The organism is Kitasatospora sp. NPDC058170 (assembly GCF_042883905.1).
In the GTDB taxonomy this organism is placed as follows: domain Bacteria; phylum Actinomycetota; class Actinomycetes; order Streptomycetales; family Streptomycetaceae; genus Kitasatospora.
On sequence record NZ_JBHVUV010000009.1, the window covers coordinates 1 to 15,988 of the forward strand.

General features: G+C 71.4%; 13 protein-coding genes. 5 read left to right on the forward strand and 8 right to left on the reverse strand.

Going from position 1 to position 15,988, the window contains the following annotated elements:
• Positions 1 to 62: 62 nt before the first annotated feature.
• The 6 genes from ACFVVX_RS12070 to ACFVVX_RS12095 all read right to left on the reverse strand — a co-directional run bounded on the left by ACFVVX_RS12070 (position 63) and on the right by ACFVVX_RS12095 (position 7,838).
• On the reverse strand, positions 63 to 1,121 hold the full coding sequence (locus ACFVVX_RS12070) for an SIS domain-containing protein (protein ID WP_387944258.1): 1,059 nt from the start codon (positions 1,119 to 1,121) through the stop codon (positions 63 to 65).
• A gap of 190 nt (positions 1,122 to 1,311) precedes the next feature.
• Positions 1,312 to 2,589: an extracellular solute-binding protein gene (locus ACFVVX_RS12075; protein WP_387944630.1), complete on the reverse strand. Its 1,278-nt coding sequence runs from the start codon at positions 2,587 to 2,589 to the stop codon at positions 1,312 to 1,314.
• A gap of 452 nt (positions 2,590 to 3,041) precedes the next feature.
• Positions 3,042 to 4,595 (reverse strand): glycoside hydrolase family 3 protein, encoded by a 1,554-nt coding sequence (locus ACFVVX_RS12080; protein ID WP_387944260.1) that lies wholly within the window; start codon positions 4,593 to 4,595, stop codon positions 3,042 to 3,044.
• 6 nt (positions 4,596 to 4,601) lie between these two features.
• Positions 4,602 to 5,432 carry a carbohydrate ABC transporter permease gene (locus tag ACFVVX_RS12085; protein WP_387944262.1) on the reverse strand — a complete coding sequence of 277 codons (831 nt, stop codon included), beginning with the start codon at positions 5,430 to 5,432 and terminating at the stop codon, positions 4,602 to 4,604.
• On the reverse strand, positions 5,429 to 6,454 hold the full coding sequence (locus ACFVVX_RS12090) for a carbohydrate ABC transporter permease (RefSeq protein ID WP_387944264.1): 1,026 nt from the start codon (positions 6,452 to 6,454) through the stop codon (positions 5,429 to 5,431). The genes ACFVVX_RS12085 and ACFVVX_RS12090 overlap by 4 nt, the downstream gene beginning before the upstream one ends.
• Before the next feature lie 91 nt (positions 6,455 to 6,545).
• Entirely contained in the window at positions 6,546 to 7,838 is a 1,293-nt protein-coding gene (locus tag ACFVVX_RS12095; protein WP_387944266.1) for an extracellular solute-binding protein, read from the reverse strand.
• A 336-nt stretch (positions 7,839 to 8,174) separates the two neighbouring features.
• Between ACFVVX_RS12095 and ACFVVX_RS12100 the strand changes: the two genes are divergently transcribed.
• From ACFVVX_RS12100 to ACFVVX_RS12115, 4 genes are all read left to right on the forward strand, one after another.
• Positions 8,175 to 8,966 carry a GntR family transcriptional regulator gene (locus tag ACFVVX_RS12100; protein WP_387944268.1) on the forward strand — a complete coding sequence of 264 codons (792 nt, stop codon included), beginning with the start codon at positions 8,175 to 8,177 and terminating at the stop codon, positions 8,964 to 8,966.
• A 280-nt stretch (positions 8,967 to 9,246) separates the two neighbouring features.
• Entirely contained in the window at positions 9,247 to 9,510 is a 264-nt protein-coding gene (locus ACFVVX_RS12105; RefSeq protein WP_387944270.1) for a DUF3311 domain-containing protein, read from the forward strand.
• Positions 9,507 to 11,120, forward strand: a complete 1,614-nt coding sequence (mctP, locus tag ACFVVX_RS12110) for a monocarboxylate uptake permease MctP (RefSeq protein ID WP_387944272.1) — start codon at positions 9,507 to 9,509, stop codon at positions 11,118 to 11,120. The genes ACFVVX_RS12105 and mctP overlap by 4 nt, the downstream gene beginning before the upstream one ends.
• 179 nt (positions 11,121 to 11,299) lie before the next feature.
• Positions 11,300 to 12,079 (forward strand): histidine phosphatase family protein, encoded by a 780-nt coding sequence (locus tag ACFVVX_RS12115; RefSeq protein WP_387944274.1) that lies wholly within the window; start codon positions 11,300 to 11,302, stop codon positions 12,077 to 12,079.
• Between the two features lie 26 nt (positions 12,080 to 12,105).
• On the opposite strand, the gene ACFVVX_RS12120 is transcribed toward ACFVVX_RS12115, so the two are convergent.
• The gene (locus ACFVVX_RS12120) at positions 12,106 to 13,062 is read right to left on the reverse strand and encodes a helix-turn-helix domain-containing protein (RefSeq protein ID WP_387944276.1); all 957 of its coding nucleotides are present in this window, start codon (positions 13,060 to 13,062) and stop codon (positions 12,106 to 12,108) included.
• A gap of 511 nt (positions 13,063 to 13,573) precedes the next feature.
• On the opposite strand from ACFVVX_RS12120, the gene ACFVVX_RS12125 reads away from it, so the two are divergent.
• Positions 13,574 to 14,068, forward strand: coding sequence for a GNAT family N-acetyltransferase (locus ACFVVX_RS12125; RefSeq protein ID WP_387944278.1), 495 nt, complete (start codon positions 13,574 to 13,576; stop codon positions 14,066 to 14,068).
• Positions 14,069 to 14,252: 184 nt separating this feature from the next.
• Here ACFVVX_RS12125 and ACFVVX_RS12130 read toward each other — a convergent pair whose 3' ends face one another.
• Positions 14,253 to 15,986 (reverse strand): glycosyltransferase family 39 protein, encoded by a 1,734-nt coding sequence (locus ACFVVX_RS12130; protein WP_387944280.1) that lies wholly within the window; start codon positions 15,984 to 15,986, stop codon positions 14,253 to 14,255.
• Positions 15,987 to 15,988: the final 2 nt, after the last annotated feature.

Consider the following 15,988-nt stretch of genomic DNA (forward strand, 5'->3'; position numbering starts at 1 on the left):
CCGAACCCCCGTCCACAGGCTGTGGACGGGGGTTCGGCGTTCTGCGCCCTGCGGGCGGCGGATCAGTGGGTCTCGGTGACCTTCGCCAGGGCGCGCGGGGCGTCCGGGTCCTGGCCGCGGGCGATGGTGACCTCGTAGGCCAGCTGCTGGAGCGGCAGGATCTCCAGGATCGTCTGGACCTCCTCGGGCACCCCGGCCGGCAGCGCGAAGCCGGCGGAGGCGGCGTCCACCTGCGCCTGCTGGCCGATGACCACCAGGTCCGCACCGCGGCCGCGCAGGCGGTCCAGGACGGGCTGCAGGGCCTCTCCGCCCTTGCCGTCCGGGACGATGGCGATGACCGGGGAGACGTTGTCGACCATCGCCAGCGGGCCGTGCAGCAGGTCGGCGCCGGAGAACGGGGAGGCCGGGATGTAGGTGGTCTCCATCAGCTTCAGCGCCGCCTCGCGGGCGGTCGGGTAGCCGTAGCCGCGCGAGGTGATGACCAGGCGCTGGGCGAAGCGGTAGCGCTCGGCCAGGGCCTTCACCTCGGCCTGGCGGGCCAGGATGCCGGCGGCCAGGGCCGGCAGCTCCTTGGCGGCCGAGCCGTCGCCGCCGCGCAGGCCCTCGACCAGCAGGTAGAGCGCCAGCAGCTCGGCGGTGTAGGTCTTGGTGGCCGGGAGGGCCTTCTCCGGACCGGCCAGCACGTCGATGTGGAACTCGGAGACCTCGGCCAGCGGCGAGGCGGCGTTGTTGGTGACCGCCAGGGTGATGGCACCGGCCTCGCGGGCGGCCTTGGTGGAGGCCACCAGGTCGGGCGAGCCGCCCGACTGGCTGACGGTGATCACCAGCACGTCGGTGAGGTCCGGCTTGGCGCCGTACGCGGTGGTGGTGGACATCGAGGTCAGGCCGGCCGGCTTGCCGAGCAGGATCTCGATCAGGTACTTGGCGTACAGGGCCGCGTTGTCGGACGTGCCGCGCGCGGTCAGCAGGACGAAGCGCGGGTTGCGGGCGGCGATCTCGGCCGCGATCTCGCGGATCTTCGGGGCGCCCTCGTCGAGGATGCGCTGGAGGACGGCCGGCTGCTCGGCCATCTCCGCCGCCATGATCCGGCCCGGGACGGAAACAGTCTGCGTGTCGGACATCTGGATGTGCCTCCGATGAGATGGTTCTACCCCGCCAGGGCGGATTGCCCGGCGGGACCTCTACGGCGGCGAGTCCGCACACTCGCTGCGGTGATTCCTGCGGCAATCCTACGGGGGGCTCCCCCGTGGAGCACATTCGAGAGCGCCCCCCGGTGGACCGGAGGGCGCTCCCGAGGGCTCGGCGGACCCGTCAGGACGGGTTGTTGATCAGCAGGTCGATCGCGGCGTCGGCCTCCTTGGTGGCCTGGTCCACGGACTTGCCCTTGAGGATCTGGGTCAGCATGTCCGGCAGGATCTTCTGCTTCTCCACCGCGCCCCAGCCGGGGGCCAGCGGGGTGAACCAGGCGTCCGGCACCGCGTTGGCCGCGGCGGCGGTGGCCGGCTTGCTCTTCAGCGGGTTCAGCTGGGTCAGGTTGTTCGGCAGGATGTCCTTGTCCGCCAGCGCCTGCTGCGACTTGGTGCTGGTGAACAACCGGATCCAGTCGGCGGCCAGCGCCGCGGACGGCGACTTGGCGGTGACGGCGAGGTCCGAGCCGCCGATGAAGGTCGGCAGCGGCTTGCCCTCCGGGCCGGGCATGGTGGCCACCTTGACCGCGTCCTTGAGGCTCGGGTCGCCGGTGACCGGGGCGGTCACGCTGGCCGCCTCGTAGCCGTTGCCGTAGAAGGACGCGGCGTGCCCGCGGGCCATCGCCTCGAACTGGTTCTGCTCGTTGAGCGCCAGGTCGCCCTTGTTGTACTTGCGCACCAGGTCGACGAAGTGGGTGATGCCCTGCTGGGACTTGGCGTCGTGCAGGGTGCCGTGCCAGTTGCCGGCGCTGTCGAACCGGGCGATGGTGCCGCCGTACGCGGAGACGTAGCTCATCGCGGCGTACCAGTACGGACCGGGCAGGTACACCGGCGAGAAGGTCTTGTCGGCCTTGTTCTTGTCGGCGATCTTGTCGAGGGCCGCCCGCAGCTCGTCCTCGGTCTTCGGGAAGTCGGCGCTGCCGGTGGCCGCCTGGAACGCCCCGGAGTTGTAGATCGCGACCCGGGCGCCCGCGTAGTACGGCACGCACCACAGCTTGTCCTGGTAGGTGCAGGTGTTGGCCAGCGCCTTGATCCAGGAGTCCGCGTTGTCGAAGCTGGTCCGCTCCACCGGCGCCAGCGCGCCGGACAGGACGTACTTCATGGTCTCGGTGTTGCCGAGCTCCACCACGTCCGGGGCGTTGCCGTCGGCGATGGCCCGGTCGAGCTTGCCGACCTTCTCGGCCCACCCCAGGTAGGAGAGCTTCAGGGTGACGTGCGGGTACTTGGCCGCGAACTCGTCGTTCACCCGCTGCACCAGGTCGGGCCAGTTCTTCTGGGCGTCGTCCATCAGCCAGACGGTGACCGTGCCGGTGGCCGTCTTCGGATCCGCGCCGGCGGACTTGGCGTCCCCCGACGGGGAGTCGCCCGAGGAACAGGCCGTCAATCCGGCGGCCAGCGCCATGATTCCGAACGTCGCGATGAGCCGGCGCTTCTTCACGCCATCCTCCGAGGGTGCTAGAGCCAGTGCCCGCCGGCAGCGTGATGGCGCCCGCCGGGACGGCCCGGGCAAGGCAACGAGGAGCTTCGGGAAGGGCTGATACCACATCCGGTGAGGTTTAATTTCGAACCGGATGCAGTGGACTCTGGCCTAGACCACTGCCGGTGTCAACGCCAAATGGCCTGCCCGGAGGGGACGTTGCAGACCTGTTGTACCCCGTGGCGATCAGTTGCGGCATCATTACCCTAAGTAGAACTTAAGGCTGACTTAAGACCGATTTGAGGGAACACCGACAGACAGCGAACCCGCAGGTCAGCGCCGGTGAAAAACAGAGCGGGCCCGTCATGCGCCATGCGCATGACGGGCCCGCTCTCACGATGCCCTCCGGCACCCTGGGTGACCGGTCCGACGGGGACTCAGCCGATCGCTCCCGGCTGTCCGGTGAGCACCTCGACGGCCGCCAGCCCGCAGACCCGGGCGGCGCCGTGGGTGGCGATGTGCAGCGCGCCGACCGGCTCGGACTGCGGCAGGCCCATCTCGACCACCGCGGCGTCCGGACGGGCCGCCACCAGACGGGACAGCGCGGCCGACATCCACTCGTGCCGGTGGGCGTCGCGGACCACCAGCACCAGGCGGCGGCCCTCGGCGCCGGCCACCACCTCGGCGACCAGGGCCTCCAGGCGCTCCGCGGCGGCGGCGTCCGGGCCGACCTCCAGGGTCCGGGTGCCGGGGAAGCGGTCGGCCAGCATGCCGGCCACGCCCCACGGGGTCACGTCCCCGACCGCGATGTTGGGCTCGGCGGAGAACGAGACCACGTACGGGCGCTCGGTCACCGGCAGGGCCTCCCGGCCCGGCGCCCGGACCACCCGCAGCGCCCGGCGGGCGGCGCGTAGGCCGACCGCGAGGTCGGGCTCCGGCCGCTCGCGCTGGCCCTCGATCCGGCCCCAGCTGCCGAGTGCGCGCACCCGGGCGGCGGCGTCCGCCAGCCGCTCCTCGGGGAGCCGGCCGGCCTGCACGCCCGCCACGATGGCGTCGCGCAGCAGCAGCACGGTCTCCTCGTCGGCCAGCCCGCCGCCGACGCAGATCGCGTCCGCGCCCGCCGCCAGGGCCAGCACGGTGCCGTCGCCCATGCCGAAGGTGTCGGCGATGGCACCCATCTCGATCGCGTCGCTGACGATCAGGCCCTGGTAGCCGAGACCGCCGTCGGCCGGGGCGGCCCGCAGCAGGTCGCGCAGCACCCGGGGGCTGAGCGTGGCCGGGAGCTCGGGGTCGAGCGCCGGGATCATGATGTGGGCCGTCATCACGGCCTTGGTCCCGGCCGCGATCGCGGCCTCGAACGGGATCAGGTCGCGGGCGCGCAGCACGTCCAGGTCGACGTCGATCACCGGCAGGCCGTGGTGCGAGTCGACCGCGGTGTCGCCGTGCCCGGGGAAGTGCTTGGAGCAGGCGGCCACGCCGGCCGACTGCAGGCCCTCGACCCAGGCGGCGGTGTGCCGGGCGCACAGCTCCGGGTCGGCGCCGAAGGAGCGGACGCCGATCACCGGGTTGCGCGGGTTGGAGTTGACGTCCGCGGTGGGCGCCCAGTTGTAGTTGACGCCGGCGGCGGCCAGCGCCCGGCCCAGCTCGCGGGCCACGTCGCGGGTCAGCGCCGGGTCGTCGATCGCGCCGAGGGCGAAGTTGCCGGGCCACGACGAGCCGGAGCCCGCCTCCAGCCGGGTGACGTCGCCGCTCTCCTCGTCGATCGCGATCAGCAGGTCGGGGTTCTCCGCGCGCAGCGCCGAGGTGAGCGCGGCGAGCTGCTCCAGGTCGGTCACGTTGCGGTCGAACAGGGCGACCGAGCCGAGGCCGGCCTCCAGGTGGCGGCGCAGCCACTCGGGCGGCTCGGTGCCGACGAAGCCGGGCTGGAGGACGGTCAGGGCGTCGCGGTGCAGCTGGTCACTGACCGGGAGTGTGGGGATGAGGATGCTCACGGTCGATCAGCCCTTCACGGCGCCGTCGGTCAGTCCGCCGACAGCCTTGCGCTGCAGGAAGACGAACAGGATCAGGATCGGGATGGCGAACAGGGTCGAGGCGGCCATGGTGGCGCCCCAGTCCGTGCCGAAGTTGGTCTGGAACGAGGACAGCCAGAGCGGGAGGGTCTGGCTCTCGGCCTTCTTGTTCAGCCACAGGACGAGCGGGAACTCGTTCCAGGCGGTGATGAAGCCGAACAGCGAGGTCGACATCAGGCCCGGGGCCAGCAGCGGGAAGATCACCTTCACGAAGGCCTGGCTGCGGGTGCAGCCGTCCACCATCGCCGACTCCTCCAGCTCCTTCGGCACCGCGGCGATGAAGCCGCGCAGCGTCCAGATGGTGAAGGGCAGGACCATCATCATGTAGAAGATGGTCAGCGGGACGAGGCTGTTCAGCAGGTCGTTGTCGCGGGAGATCATGTAGACGCCGATGGTCATGACCTCCCACGGCGCCATCTGGGCGACCATGACGACCAGGACGAAGGTCTTGCGGCCGCGGAACTTCATCCGGGCGATGGCGAAGGACGCCAGGGTCGCGATCACCAGCGAGATCAGCACCGCGCTGATCGTGACGGTGAGGCTGTTGGTGACGTACGTCCAGAAGTTCGGGGCGTGGACGGCCTTGTCGAAGTGCTCGAGGGTCGGGTTCAGCGGGAGGAACACCGGCGTCCGGCTGATGATGTCGTTGTCCTGCTTGAAGGCAGTCGAGAACATCCAGTAGACGGGGAAGATGAAGAAGACGAAGAGGACGACCGCGATGACGTTCGGCCACGTACGTCCGATGAGCGAGCGCCTCACAGCTCGTCCTCCTGCTTCAGAATGATCCGGAAGTAGTACGCCATCAGCGCACCCAGCATCAGGATGGTGAGCACCGCGATCGCGGAGCCGACGCCGAAGCGCTGGGCACCGCTGCCTTCGAGGAAGGCGTGGACCGGGAGGGTCCGGGTGAGCGAGTCGGGCCCGCCGTGGTTGATCAGGTAGACCTGGGTGAAGGCCTTGAAGACCCAGATGACCTCAAGGAAGGTCGTGGCCAGGAAGAAGGGCTTCAGGTTCGGGAACACCACCGAGCCGAAGATCTTGAACGCGCCGGCCCCGTCCATCCGGGCAGCCTCGTAGAGCTCCTTCGGGATGGTGGTCAGGGCGGCGTACATGTTGAAGGCCACGAAGGGGACCGAGCCCCAGACGATCAGCAGGATGATCACGAAGAACGTCGTGTACTGGCCCTCGGTCCAGCTGAAGGTGGCCATCGAGTGCCAGCCCAGCTTGTCCAGGAACCAGTTGACCACGCCGAAGTGCTGGTCGAAGAGCCAGGTGTAGACCGTGGTCGCCGCGACCACCGGCATCGCCCAGGCGAGGATCAGCGAGAGGGAGAGCAGCAGCCGCATCTTCTTGCCGAGGCGGTTGAGCAGAAGGCCGATCAGGGTGCCGCCGACCATGATCAGGACCACGTTGACCACGGTGAACGCCACCGTGCGGCCGGTGACGGCCCAGAAGTCCGGGTCCTTGAGCTGCTCGGTGTAGTTCTCCAGGCCGTTCCACTCGGTCAGGTGCAGGATGAACTGCCGCCTGTTGAGGTTCTGGAACGACAGCAGCACGGTCTTGAGCAGCGGCCAGCCCAGCAGGGCCAGGGTCGCCACGACGGCCGGCAGCAGCAGCAGGTACGGCAGGAGGCGGGAGCCGATGCCGGCCCGGGCCGCCGGTCTGCCGCTCTTCTTCGGGGTGCCCTGGGCGCGGTCGACGGCGCCCTTCTCGATACTGGCCACAGCAGCCTTCCCTGACTCCGGGGACTGTGTCTGCACCCGCTCCGAATGCACAGCCATCGTTCTCTCTTCCTAACAACCTGGCCACGACGGACAGGCGCCGCTCACCGGCCCCCCGCCGGGAGTCGGTGAGCGACGCCGCTCGACTTGCTTACTGCTTGGCGTTCAGACGCTTCGCGATCTCGTCGTCGGCCTTCTTGGCGGCCGCGGCGTAGTCGCCCGTGAGGGCGCCGGTCAGGAAGCCCTTGATCGGGTTCGGCTCGTTCTCGACGCTCGCCCAGGTCGGGACGTTCGGGGTGATCGCACCGTTGGAGGCGGCCGGGAGGGCGGCCTTGGCGAAGTCACCGGCGACCTGGCTGTTCAGCGCGGCCTTGTTCGGGACGTTGCCCGCGGCGGCGACCAGACCCTCGTTCTTGTCGTTGAGGGCGATCTTCAGGAAGTCCTTCGCCATGTCGGTGTTCTTGCTGGTCGCCGAGATGGCCAGGTTCGAGCCGCCGAGGAAGACGCTGGAGGCCTTGTCAGCGGTCTTGCCCGGGAGCGGGAAGAAGCCGATCTTGTCCTTCGGCATGGTCTTCTCGTCCGGGAGCTCCCAGCCGAGGCCGATCATGGCGCCGATGTCGCCCTTGCCGAAGACGTCCTTCTGCTGCGGGGTGGCCTCGTCCTTGTCCTTCGGGGCAGTGGTCGAGTAGCTCTGCAGCTTCTTGTAGATGTCGAAGGCCTTCTGCGCCTCGGGGGTGGACAGGCCACCGGCCCACTTGTCGCCGTCCTTCTTGGCGAGCTTGCCACCCTCGCTGGTGAGCAGACCGAAGTAGACGTACCACTCCTGGCCCGGCATGTAGATCGCGTCGGTGACGCCCGCGGTGGCCTTCAGCTTGTCGAAGTCCGCGTAGAGCTCGTCCAGGGTCTTCGGCGTGGCGGTCAGGCCGGCCTTGGCCCACAGGTCCTTGTTGTAGGCGACGACGCGGTTGGTGACGAACCACGGGGCGGCGTACTGCTTGCCGTCCAGGATCGCGGCCTCGTTCTGGTTGGCGGCCCAGTCGGCCCCGCCCAGGGCGGCCTTGTCCTTGGTGATGTCGAGCAGACCACCGGTGGCGGCGTAGCCCGCGGTCTGGGTGTTGCCGACCTCGAGGACGTCGACGGAGCCCTCGGACAGACCGGCGGTGACCTTCGGGCCGATGCCGTTCCACGGCTGGACCTGGAAGTCGACCTTCGAGCCCGGGTAGGCGGTCTCGAAGTCGGCCTTGACCGAGTCCGTCCAGCCCTTGGGGGCGGAGCCGTCCATCGTCCACACGGTCAGCGTCTTGCCACTGTAGTTCTTGGTGGCGGCGGAGGAGGACGAACCGCTCGCGGTGTTGTCGCTGTCCTTCTTGCCGTCCGAGCCGCAGGCCGCCAGGCCGACGACCATTGCTGCGACGCCGACCGCCGCGATGAGCTGACGCTTCACGCCATCCTCCTGAGGGATGCCTGGGTTACCCCCGTCGGGTGGCAGCGGCAGACCCACATAAAGCGGGAGGAAAGGTGCCGCGGTCCCCAGCGAACGGGTGGGGGGATTCATAGTTACCGGCCTAGTGGTGTAGACCAGATGCCTGGAGCTTGGCCTAGACCAATGGGCCTGTCAACGGCTGTTCGACCTATCAGGACCACCCGTTATCAAGCCGACACCGCACATCGTTCATCGCGTGATGAGGTATTCGTTCCGTAGCCATACATGCAACGATGTGAGCCGTTAACGATATGGCGGGGCACCCACAGGCCCTGCGAGAAGCGGGAGACAGGTCCGATGAGCAGCGACGGGGGCAGCACGGCCCAGGTGAACGACCCCCAGGAGAAGAGCGCCCCGGGCCAGCCCGCCGGGGACGCCACCGCACGGGTGCCGAAGTACTACGGCCTCAAGCGCCACCTGCTGCAGCTCACCGAGACCCAGCCCGCCGGCACCCCGGTACCGCCCGAGCGGGCCCTGGCCGCCCAGTTCGACACCTCGCGCACCACCGTGCGCCAGGCCCTCCAGGAGCTGGTCGTCGAGGGCCGACTGGAGCGCATCCAGGGCAAGGGGACCTTCGTCGCCAAGCCCAAGGTCGCCCAGGCCCTCCAACTGACCTCCTACACCGAGGACATGCGGGCCCAGGGCCTGGAGCCCACCTCCCGGCTGATCGAGATCGGCTACATCACCGCCGACGAGCACCTCGCACCGCTGCTGGACATCAAGCCCGGCGGCCGGGTGCTGCGGATCGAGCGGCTGCGCCTGGCCAACGGCGACCCGATGGCCATCGAGGTCGCCCACCTCTCCGCCAAGCGCTTCCCCGCGCTGCGCCGCAACCTCGCCAAGCACAACTCCCTGTACACCGCCCTGCGCGAGGTGTACGCGGTCACCGTGGCCGAGGCCGAGGAGACCATCGAGACCACCCTCGCCAACCCGCGCGAGGCCGGCCTGCTCGGCTCCGACCTCGGACTGCCGATGCTCCAGCTCTCCCGGCACTCCTTCGACGCCGAGGGCCAGCCGGTCGAGTGGGTGCGCTCGATCTACCGCGGCGACCGCTACAAGTTCATCACCCGCCTCAAGCGCCCGGAGTAGGCCTCCGGCCGCCCCGGCCCCCTGAGCTGCCGAGCCCCGGCGCGCGACGCGCGTGCCGGGGCTCGCGCGCGTCCGGATACCGGGAAGTTCCGCCGTTTCCGGTGACACAGATCACTCCATGCTCTAGATTTCGCACCCGTACTGACTGTCGATCACCAGTGGTGCTGCTCGGCGGGCTCAGGGGGGCGTGCGGTGCCCGCTGGGCTGCGGCGCCGACGGGGTGACCCCTCCGGAGCGGAGCCGAACCATGTCGTCAGACCTCCATCCCACCGAACCTGTCATGCCCGAGCCACCCGGGTCGATCCCGGCCGTGACGCCGGAGCGGGTGCTGGCCGGACTCGCCCTGCTCGTGCCGATCGTCGCGATGCTCTGGGTGTCCTCCTACGACAAGACCGACCCCGAGGTCGGTGGTGTCCCCTTCTTCTACTGGTACCAGCTGCTCTGGGTGCCGATCTCGGCCGTCTTCACGGTGGCCGCGTACCTGCTGATCAACCGGGACGAGAAGGCCCGCAAGGCCGTCCGGAAGGCGGGTGGCGCGCGATGAACGGCGTCAACGTGCCCGCCCTGGTCGTCTTCGTGCTCTTCTTCGCGCTGGTCACCGTGATGGGCTTCCTCGCCTCGCGCTGGCGCCGGGCGGACGACGCCCAGCACCTGGACGAGTGGGGTCTGGGCGGCCGCAGCTTCGGGACCTGGATCACCTGGTTCCTGCTCGGCGGGGACCTCTACACCGCGTACACCTTCGTCGCCGTCCCGGCGGCGGTCTACGCGACCGGCGCGGCCGGGTTCTTCGCGGTGCCGTACACGATCATCGCCTACCCGCTGGTCTTCCTCTTCCTGCCGCGGCTCTGGTCGGTCTCCCGGGTGCACGGGTACGTCACCCCGGCCGACTTCGTGCGCGGGCGGTACGGATCGCGTCCGCTGTCCCTCGTGGTGGCGCTGACCGGGATCCTGGCCACCATGCCGTACATCGCCCTGCAGCTGGTCGGCATCCAGGCGGTGCTGGACGTGCTGGGCGTCGGCGGCGGCGAGAACGCCAACTGGTTCGTCAAGGACCTGCCGCTGTTCATCGCCTTCGGCGTGCTGGCCGCCTACACCTACTCCTCCGGGCTGCGGGCGCCGGCGCTGATCGCCTTCGTCAAGGACACCCTGATCTACATCGTGATCATCGTCGCGGTGATCTACATCCCGATGCGGCTCGGCGGCTACGGGCACATCTTCGACGCGGTCGGCGAGAAGTTCAGCGCCCCCAAGGCGGCCGGCTCGCTGACCGTGCCGGAGAACAAGCAGTGGACGTACGCCACGCTGGCCCTCGGCTCGGCGATGGCGCTGTTCATGTACCCGCACTCGGTGACCGGCGTGCTGGCCTCCAAGTCCCGCAACACCGTGCGCCGCAACATGGCGATCATGCCCGCGTACTCGCTGATGCTGGGCCTGCTGGCGCTGCTCGGCTTCATGGCCATCGCGGCGGGCGTCGGCAAGGGCGACAAGAAGTTCAACACCCAGCTCTCGGTCCCGCAGCTGTTCGAGAACATGTTCCCGGACTGGTTCACCGGCGTCGCCTTCGCGGCGATCGGGATCGGCGCGCTGGTGCCGGCCGCCATCATGTCGATCGCCGCGGCCAACCTCTTCACCCGCAACGTCTACAAGGAGTACCTGAAGCCCACCGCCACCCCGGCCGACGAGACCAGGGTCGCCAAGCTCGCCTCGCTGCTGGTGAAGGTCGGCGCGCTGGCCTTCGTGCTCACCATGGACAAGCAGGCCGCGATCAACCTGCAGCTGCTCGGCGGCCTGTGGATCCTGCAGACCTTCGTCTCCATCGTCGGCGGCCTGTTCACCCGCTGGTTCCACCACTGGGCGCTGTTCGCCGGCTGGGCGGCCGGCATGGTCTACGGCACCTGGCAGGCCTACGGACTGGCCAGCCCGGCGACCAAGCACTTCGGCGGCAACGCCACCGAGATCCCCGGCATCGGCGAGCTGGGCTACATCGGCCTGACCGCCTTCGTGCTCAACCTGGCGGTGTCGGTGGTGCTCACGGTGGTGCTGCGGGCGCTCAAGGCGCCCGAGCAGCCGGACGAGACCCGGCCGGGCGACTACAGCGCCGAAACCGGCGACGAAGAGCTGAAGAACGCGCCGGAGCCCGTGGCGGCGCACTGATACGCCCCGCGCGCGCCCTGTGATCGCGCCGCCTTCTCCGTGAACACTGGAGAAGGCGGCGCGATCATATGTATGAACGGCCGCACACCCAGAGCACCATCCAGCACGACCAGACCAGACCGGACCGCCGGACGGCCGGCAACTGATCGCACCGGCATCGATCACGGGGAGAAGCGGCGATGGCAGAACTCGGCACCACTCTCAACGGCCAGTACCAGTCCACCCACGGCGCACCGCCCACCGCACCGGCCGCCGCCCACCGGCTGCCGTCCGTCCTGATCGCCACCCGGCACGGCGAGTCCACCGCCAACGTGGAGTTCCAGCTGGCCGAGGCGGCCGGTGCGCTGAGCGTGCCGATCAGCTGCCGGGACGCGGACATCCCGCTCTCGCTGCAGGGCCAGCAGCAGGCCCAGGCGCTGGGCCTGTGGTGGGCCGCGCTGCCCAGCGCCGACCGCCCGCGCAGCGTCTGGTGCTCGCCGTACGTCCGCACCACCGAGACGGCCCGGATCGCGCTCGCCCAGGCCGCCGGGCTCGGCGCGGTACCGGTGTCGCTGAACGTGCGCTACGACGAGCGGCTGCGCGACCGCGAACTGGGCGTGCTGGAGATGCTGCCCAAGGCGGCGATCGAGGCCAAGTACCCCGAGGAGGCCGCGAGACGGCGCAAGATGGGCGAGCTGTACTACCGCCCGCCCGGCGGCGAGTCCTGGGCCGACGTGGCGCTGCGGATGCGCAGCCTGCTGCGCGACCTGGGCGAGGAGGAGGCCGGGCGGCCGGTGCTGCTGGTCGGGCACGACTGCACGGTGCTGATGCTCCGGTACGTGCTGGACCGGCTGACCGAGGCGCGGCTCACCGCGCTGGAGCCGGTGCGCAACTGCTCGACCAGCCTCTGGCGCGCCGAGGGCGGCCGGCTGCGGCCGGCGCACTGGAACGACACCGGGCACCTGGCGGGGGCGCCGTAGGCCGCGTGGGGTTCGGCTCAGCCGGCTCAGCCGGTGACGGGTTCGGCGAAGCAGCGGCGGTAGGCCAGCGGGGTCGTGCCCAGCCGGCGCCCGAAGTGGTGGCGCAGGGTGGCCGCGTTGCCGAAGCCGCAGCTGGCCGCGATCGCGTCCACCGGCTCGGTGGTGGACTCCAGCAGCCGCTGCGCGAGCAGCAGGCGCTGCCCGGTGAGCCAGCGGTGCGGGGTGGTGCCGGTCTCCTGCTGGAAGCGGCGGGCGAAGGTGCGCGGCGACATGTGGACCCGGGCGGCCAGCTGCTCCACGGTGGACTCCTGGTCCAGGTGGTGGCGCATCCAGTCGAGCAGCGGGGCGAGCGAGTCGCCGTCCCCCTCGGGCAGCGGGCGGGCCACGAACTGGGCCTGCCCGCCCTCCCGGTGCGGCGCCACCACCATCCGGCGGGCGATCCCCCGGGCCACCTCGGCCCCCTGGAGCCGGCGCACCAGGTGCAGGCAGGCGTCGATGCCGGCCGCCGTCCCGGCCGAGGTGATCACCGGGTCGTCGTCCACGTAGAGCACGTCCGGTTCGACCCGGGTGAGCGGGAAGCGCCGGGCCAGCTCGTCGGCGTGCCGCCAGTGCGTGGTGGAGCTGCGCCCGTCGAGCAGCCCGGCGGCGCCGAGGACGAAGGCGCCGCTGCAGATCGACAGCACCCGGGCGCCGCCGTCCACGGCGGACCGGAGGGCGTCGACCAGCGGTTGCGGGTACTCCTCGCGCAGGGTCGTCGCCGTGACGATCACCAGGTCGGCCTCGGCCAGCCGCTCCGGGCCGTGCGGGACGTCCACCGTGAAGCCCGCGTGGGTGCGGTGCGGTCCGGGCCGGGCGCCCGCGATCGCGAAGTCGTACCCGGGCAGGCCCTCGTCGGTGCGGTCCAGGCCGAAGACCTCGCAGGCCACCCCGAGCTCGAAGGGGTGGAGCTCCTCCAGCACCACCGCGACCACGTTCGTCAGCATGCCGCCCAGGATGCCCTCCCGGACGGCCCGACGGGAAGGGGTTGGTGGCAGGATTTCGATGCAATCGGTCATTCCTGCCACTCGTGGTGTCCGGGCGGCCCCGCGAGAGTGGAGCCATGGACTCCGACACGCTCGCAAGCGCCCTCGCCCTGGCCGGTGCCGTCGGCGGGTTCGGCCTGCTCGGCACCCTGATCGGCCGCGAGGTGGCCCGGGGCACCGCCACCGGCCGCGACAACTGGCACCGGCCCGGCGGCTACCCCGTCGAACCCGCCCTGCCCGACCGGCTGTACGGCACCATGCCGGCCGCCTCCCTGCGCCCGTCCGCCGACCCCGCCGCCGACTCCCCCGCCCTGCCCGCCGCCGACCGCCCGGCGGCCGTACCGGCCGGCCGCGCCACCGCACGCCGGACCGCCCGCGCCGACGCACGCCCGGCCGCCCGCCCGGCCGCAGGCCCGGCCACCTGCCCGGACCCGGCTCGGGCCGTCGCGGCCGGCTCCGGCACACTGGCCGGATGGACACCGTCATCCGCCGAGCCCGCACCGAGGACCTCGAAGCCGCCGGCCGCATCACCGTCGAGGCCTTCGTCGGCGACGGCTACACCTCGCCCGAGAGCCGCTACGTCGACCTCCTGCGCGACGCCGCCCGCCGGGCCCGGGAGGCCGAAGTCCTCGTCTCGGTCGACCCGGCCGACGGACGGGTGCTCGGCTGCGTGACCTTCGCCGTGGGCGGCACCGAGTGGGCCGACATCGCCGACCCGCACGAGGGCGAGATCCGGATGCTCGCCACCGCCGCGGCCGCCCGCGGCCGGGGTGTCGGCGAGGCCCTGGTCCGCGCCTCGCTGGCCCGCAGCCGCGAACTGGGCCTGGCCGGCATGGCGTTCTCCACCCGCCCCGAGATGACGGCCGCCCACCGCCTCTACGAGCGCGTCGGCTTCCGCCGCACCCCCGAGCGGGACTGGGCGCCGTACCCGGGCATGGACCTGATGGTGTACAGCCTGGCGTTCTGAGCGGGCCTCGGGGCGGTTCCTAGTGCCGCGTCAGGCAACTTTTGCCCGTCAAGGAGCGGCGTCCGGTGCGTGCTATCGGCGTGCCGGCCGGAAGCCCTCGTACTGGACGTACTTGGGCTTTCGGCCGGTGCGGCGAGAGTGCGTGCCGGGCGTCGCGACGGGGCGAAGGTTGCCTGACGCGGCACTAGGGCTTGCCCCTGGTGCGCTCCAGCAGTACCACCCGGAGGTTGGGCACCGCCTCGGTGCGGACGGCGTGGAACTGCTTCAGCTCCTTGGCCACCTTGTCCGACACGCTGCCGTACGGCCGGCGGTCCGCACTCGCCACCAGCAGCCAGATCCGCTGGACCCCGGCCATGCAGCGGGCCGGCTCCTCGCACTCCAGCGCGCCGAAGCTGCCGGCCTGCTGCGCGGTCACCCAGAGCAGGGTGTCCTTCGGAGCCGGACGGTCGCGCAACTCGTAGGCGAGGGCCCGGCGCATCGAGCTGGTCGGCTCGAACACCACGCCGTCCCCGGGGTGGAGTCCGGCGCTGATCACCCCGGCGGCGGCGCGGGCGTCCGCCTCCCCGCCCAGGTCGTCCCGGACGTCGGCCTGGGCCGGCCAGGCCAGCACGGCGGCCAGCGCGAAGGCCACCACCGGCGGAACCGGGCCGACCACCCAGCGCGGCGGGGTCCGGGAGGCGGTGAGCTGGGCGACCAGCCCGGGCAGCCGGCCGATCGCGGCCGCGGTGAGCAGCATCCAGGCGGGCACCGTGAAGAGCAGGTAGCGGGCCAGGAACAGGTGCAGCCAGTGCGCGGTCGCCACGGTGACCAGCACCGGCACCAGCGCCCAGCAGATCAGCGGACCGACCTGCTGGCGGAGCAGCAGCAGGCCCACCGCGCCGAGCACGCCCAGCGGCAGCAGGGTCCAGCCGAGCGCCGAGGAGCCTGCCAGGTCCTTCACGAGTTCGCCGAGGTCGCTCCAGTCGCGCCCGTTCCAGGCGATCTGGCCGCTCTGCCCGGCGCCGAGCAGCAGCAGCGGGCTCAGCAGCAGCACCGCGGCGGCCGAGGCCACCGCCCACCGGCCGACCAGCATCCAGCGGGCCCCCGCGTCGTCCGCGCCGCGGCGGAACTCGCGGGCGACCAGCAGCAGGTGGCCGGGCAGCACCATCAGCGTCACCAGGTGGGTGAGTCCCATGGCGACCACGGTGAGCGCGTAGCCGGTCCAGAGCAGCAGCACCGGCCGCAGTCCGGTCGCGGCGGGCCTGCGGTCCTGGACGATCCGGGTGATCAGCAGGGTGCTGCCGGAGGCCGCCAGGACGGCGAAGGCGTACGGCCGGGCGTCCTGGCCGTACCAGGTGATGCTGGGGCAGACCGCGAACAGCACGCCGGCGAGCAGGCCCAGCCGGGGGGAGAGCAGCCGCCGCCCGAGCAGCGCCACGCAGCCGGCGGCGGCGGCCATCGCGAGCGCCGAGGGGATCCGCAGCGCGGCCTCGGACTCGCCGGCCACCGAGACCCACAGGTGCAGCAGCAGGTAGTAGGGGGCCAGCACCAGGTCCATGTTCCCGGTGAGGGTGCCGAGGTCGGACCAGGACAGCGTGGCCGCCCACCAGGAGGCGTGCTCGTCCCGCCAGAGCTGGCGGTCCTGGATGCCGTACAGGCAGAGCGCGAGGGTGAGCAGCGCGGGCGGCAGGGCGGTGCCGAGGGCGGCCCGCCACGGCGGGGCCTGCTCACCGGCCTCGGGCGCGGCCGGGACCGGTGGCGCCGCGCCGGGAGCCGAGGGCGCGGTGGGGGCCGGGGGCACGGCCGGGGGCGCGGGCGGGGGCGGCGGCGCCGTGGGGGGCGCGGCCGCGGGCGCGGGCGGGGACGGGGGCATCGGCGGGTGGCCCGGGACCGGCGGCCAGGCCGCCGACGCACCCGTCGCACTGGTGGAGGTGGTCATCG

Coding starts and splice junctions, on each gene's coding strand:
- ACFVVX_RS12070 (WP_387944258.1), bottom strand. CDS start 1,121: ATGTCCGACACGCAGACTGTTTCCGTCCCGGGCCGGATCATGGCGGCG.
- ACFVVX_RS12075 (WP_387944630.1), bottom strand. CDS start 2,589: ATGGCGCTGGCCGCCGGATTGACGGCCTGTTCCTCGGGCGACTCCCCG.
- ACFVVX_RS12090 (WP_387944264.1), bottom strand. CDS start 6,454: ATGGCTGTGCATTCGGAGCGGGTGCAGACACAGTCCCCGGAGTCAGGG.
- ACFVVX_RS12100 (WP_387944268.1), top strand. CDS start 8,175: ATGAGCAGCGACGGGGGCAGCACGGCCCAGGTGAACGACCCCCAGGAG.
- ACFVVX_RS12105 (WP_387944270.1), top strand. CDS start 9,247: ATGCCCGAGCCACCCGGGTCGATCCCGGCCGTGACGCCGGAGCGGGTG.
- mctP (WP_387944272.1), top strand. CDS start 9,507: ATGAACGGCGTCAACGTGCCCGCCCTGGTCGTCTTCGTGCTCTTCTTC.
- ACFVVX_RS12115 (WP_387944274.1), top strand. CDS start 11,300: ATGGCAGAACTCGGCACCACTCTCAACGGCCAGTACCAGTCCACCCAC.
- ACFVVX_RS12120 (WP_387944276.1), bottom strand. CDS start 13,062: ATGCTGACGAACGTGGTCGCGGTGGTGCTGGAGGAGCTCCACCCCTTC.
- ACFVVX_RS12125 (WP_387944278.1), top strand. CDS start 13,574: ATGGACACCGTCATCCGCCGAGCCCGCACCGAGGACCTCGAAGCCGCC.
- ACFVVX_RS12130 (WP_387944280.1), bottom strand. CDS start 15,986: ATGACCACCTCCACCAGTGCGACGGGTGCGTCGGCGGCCTGGCCGCCG.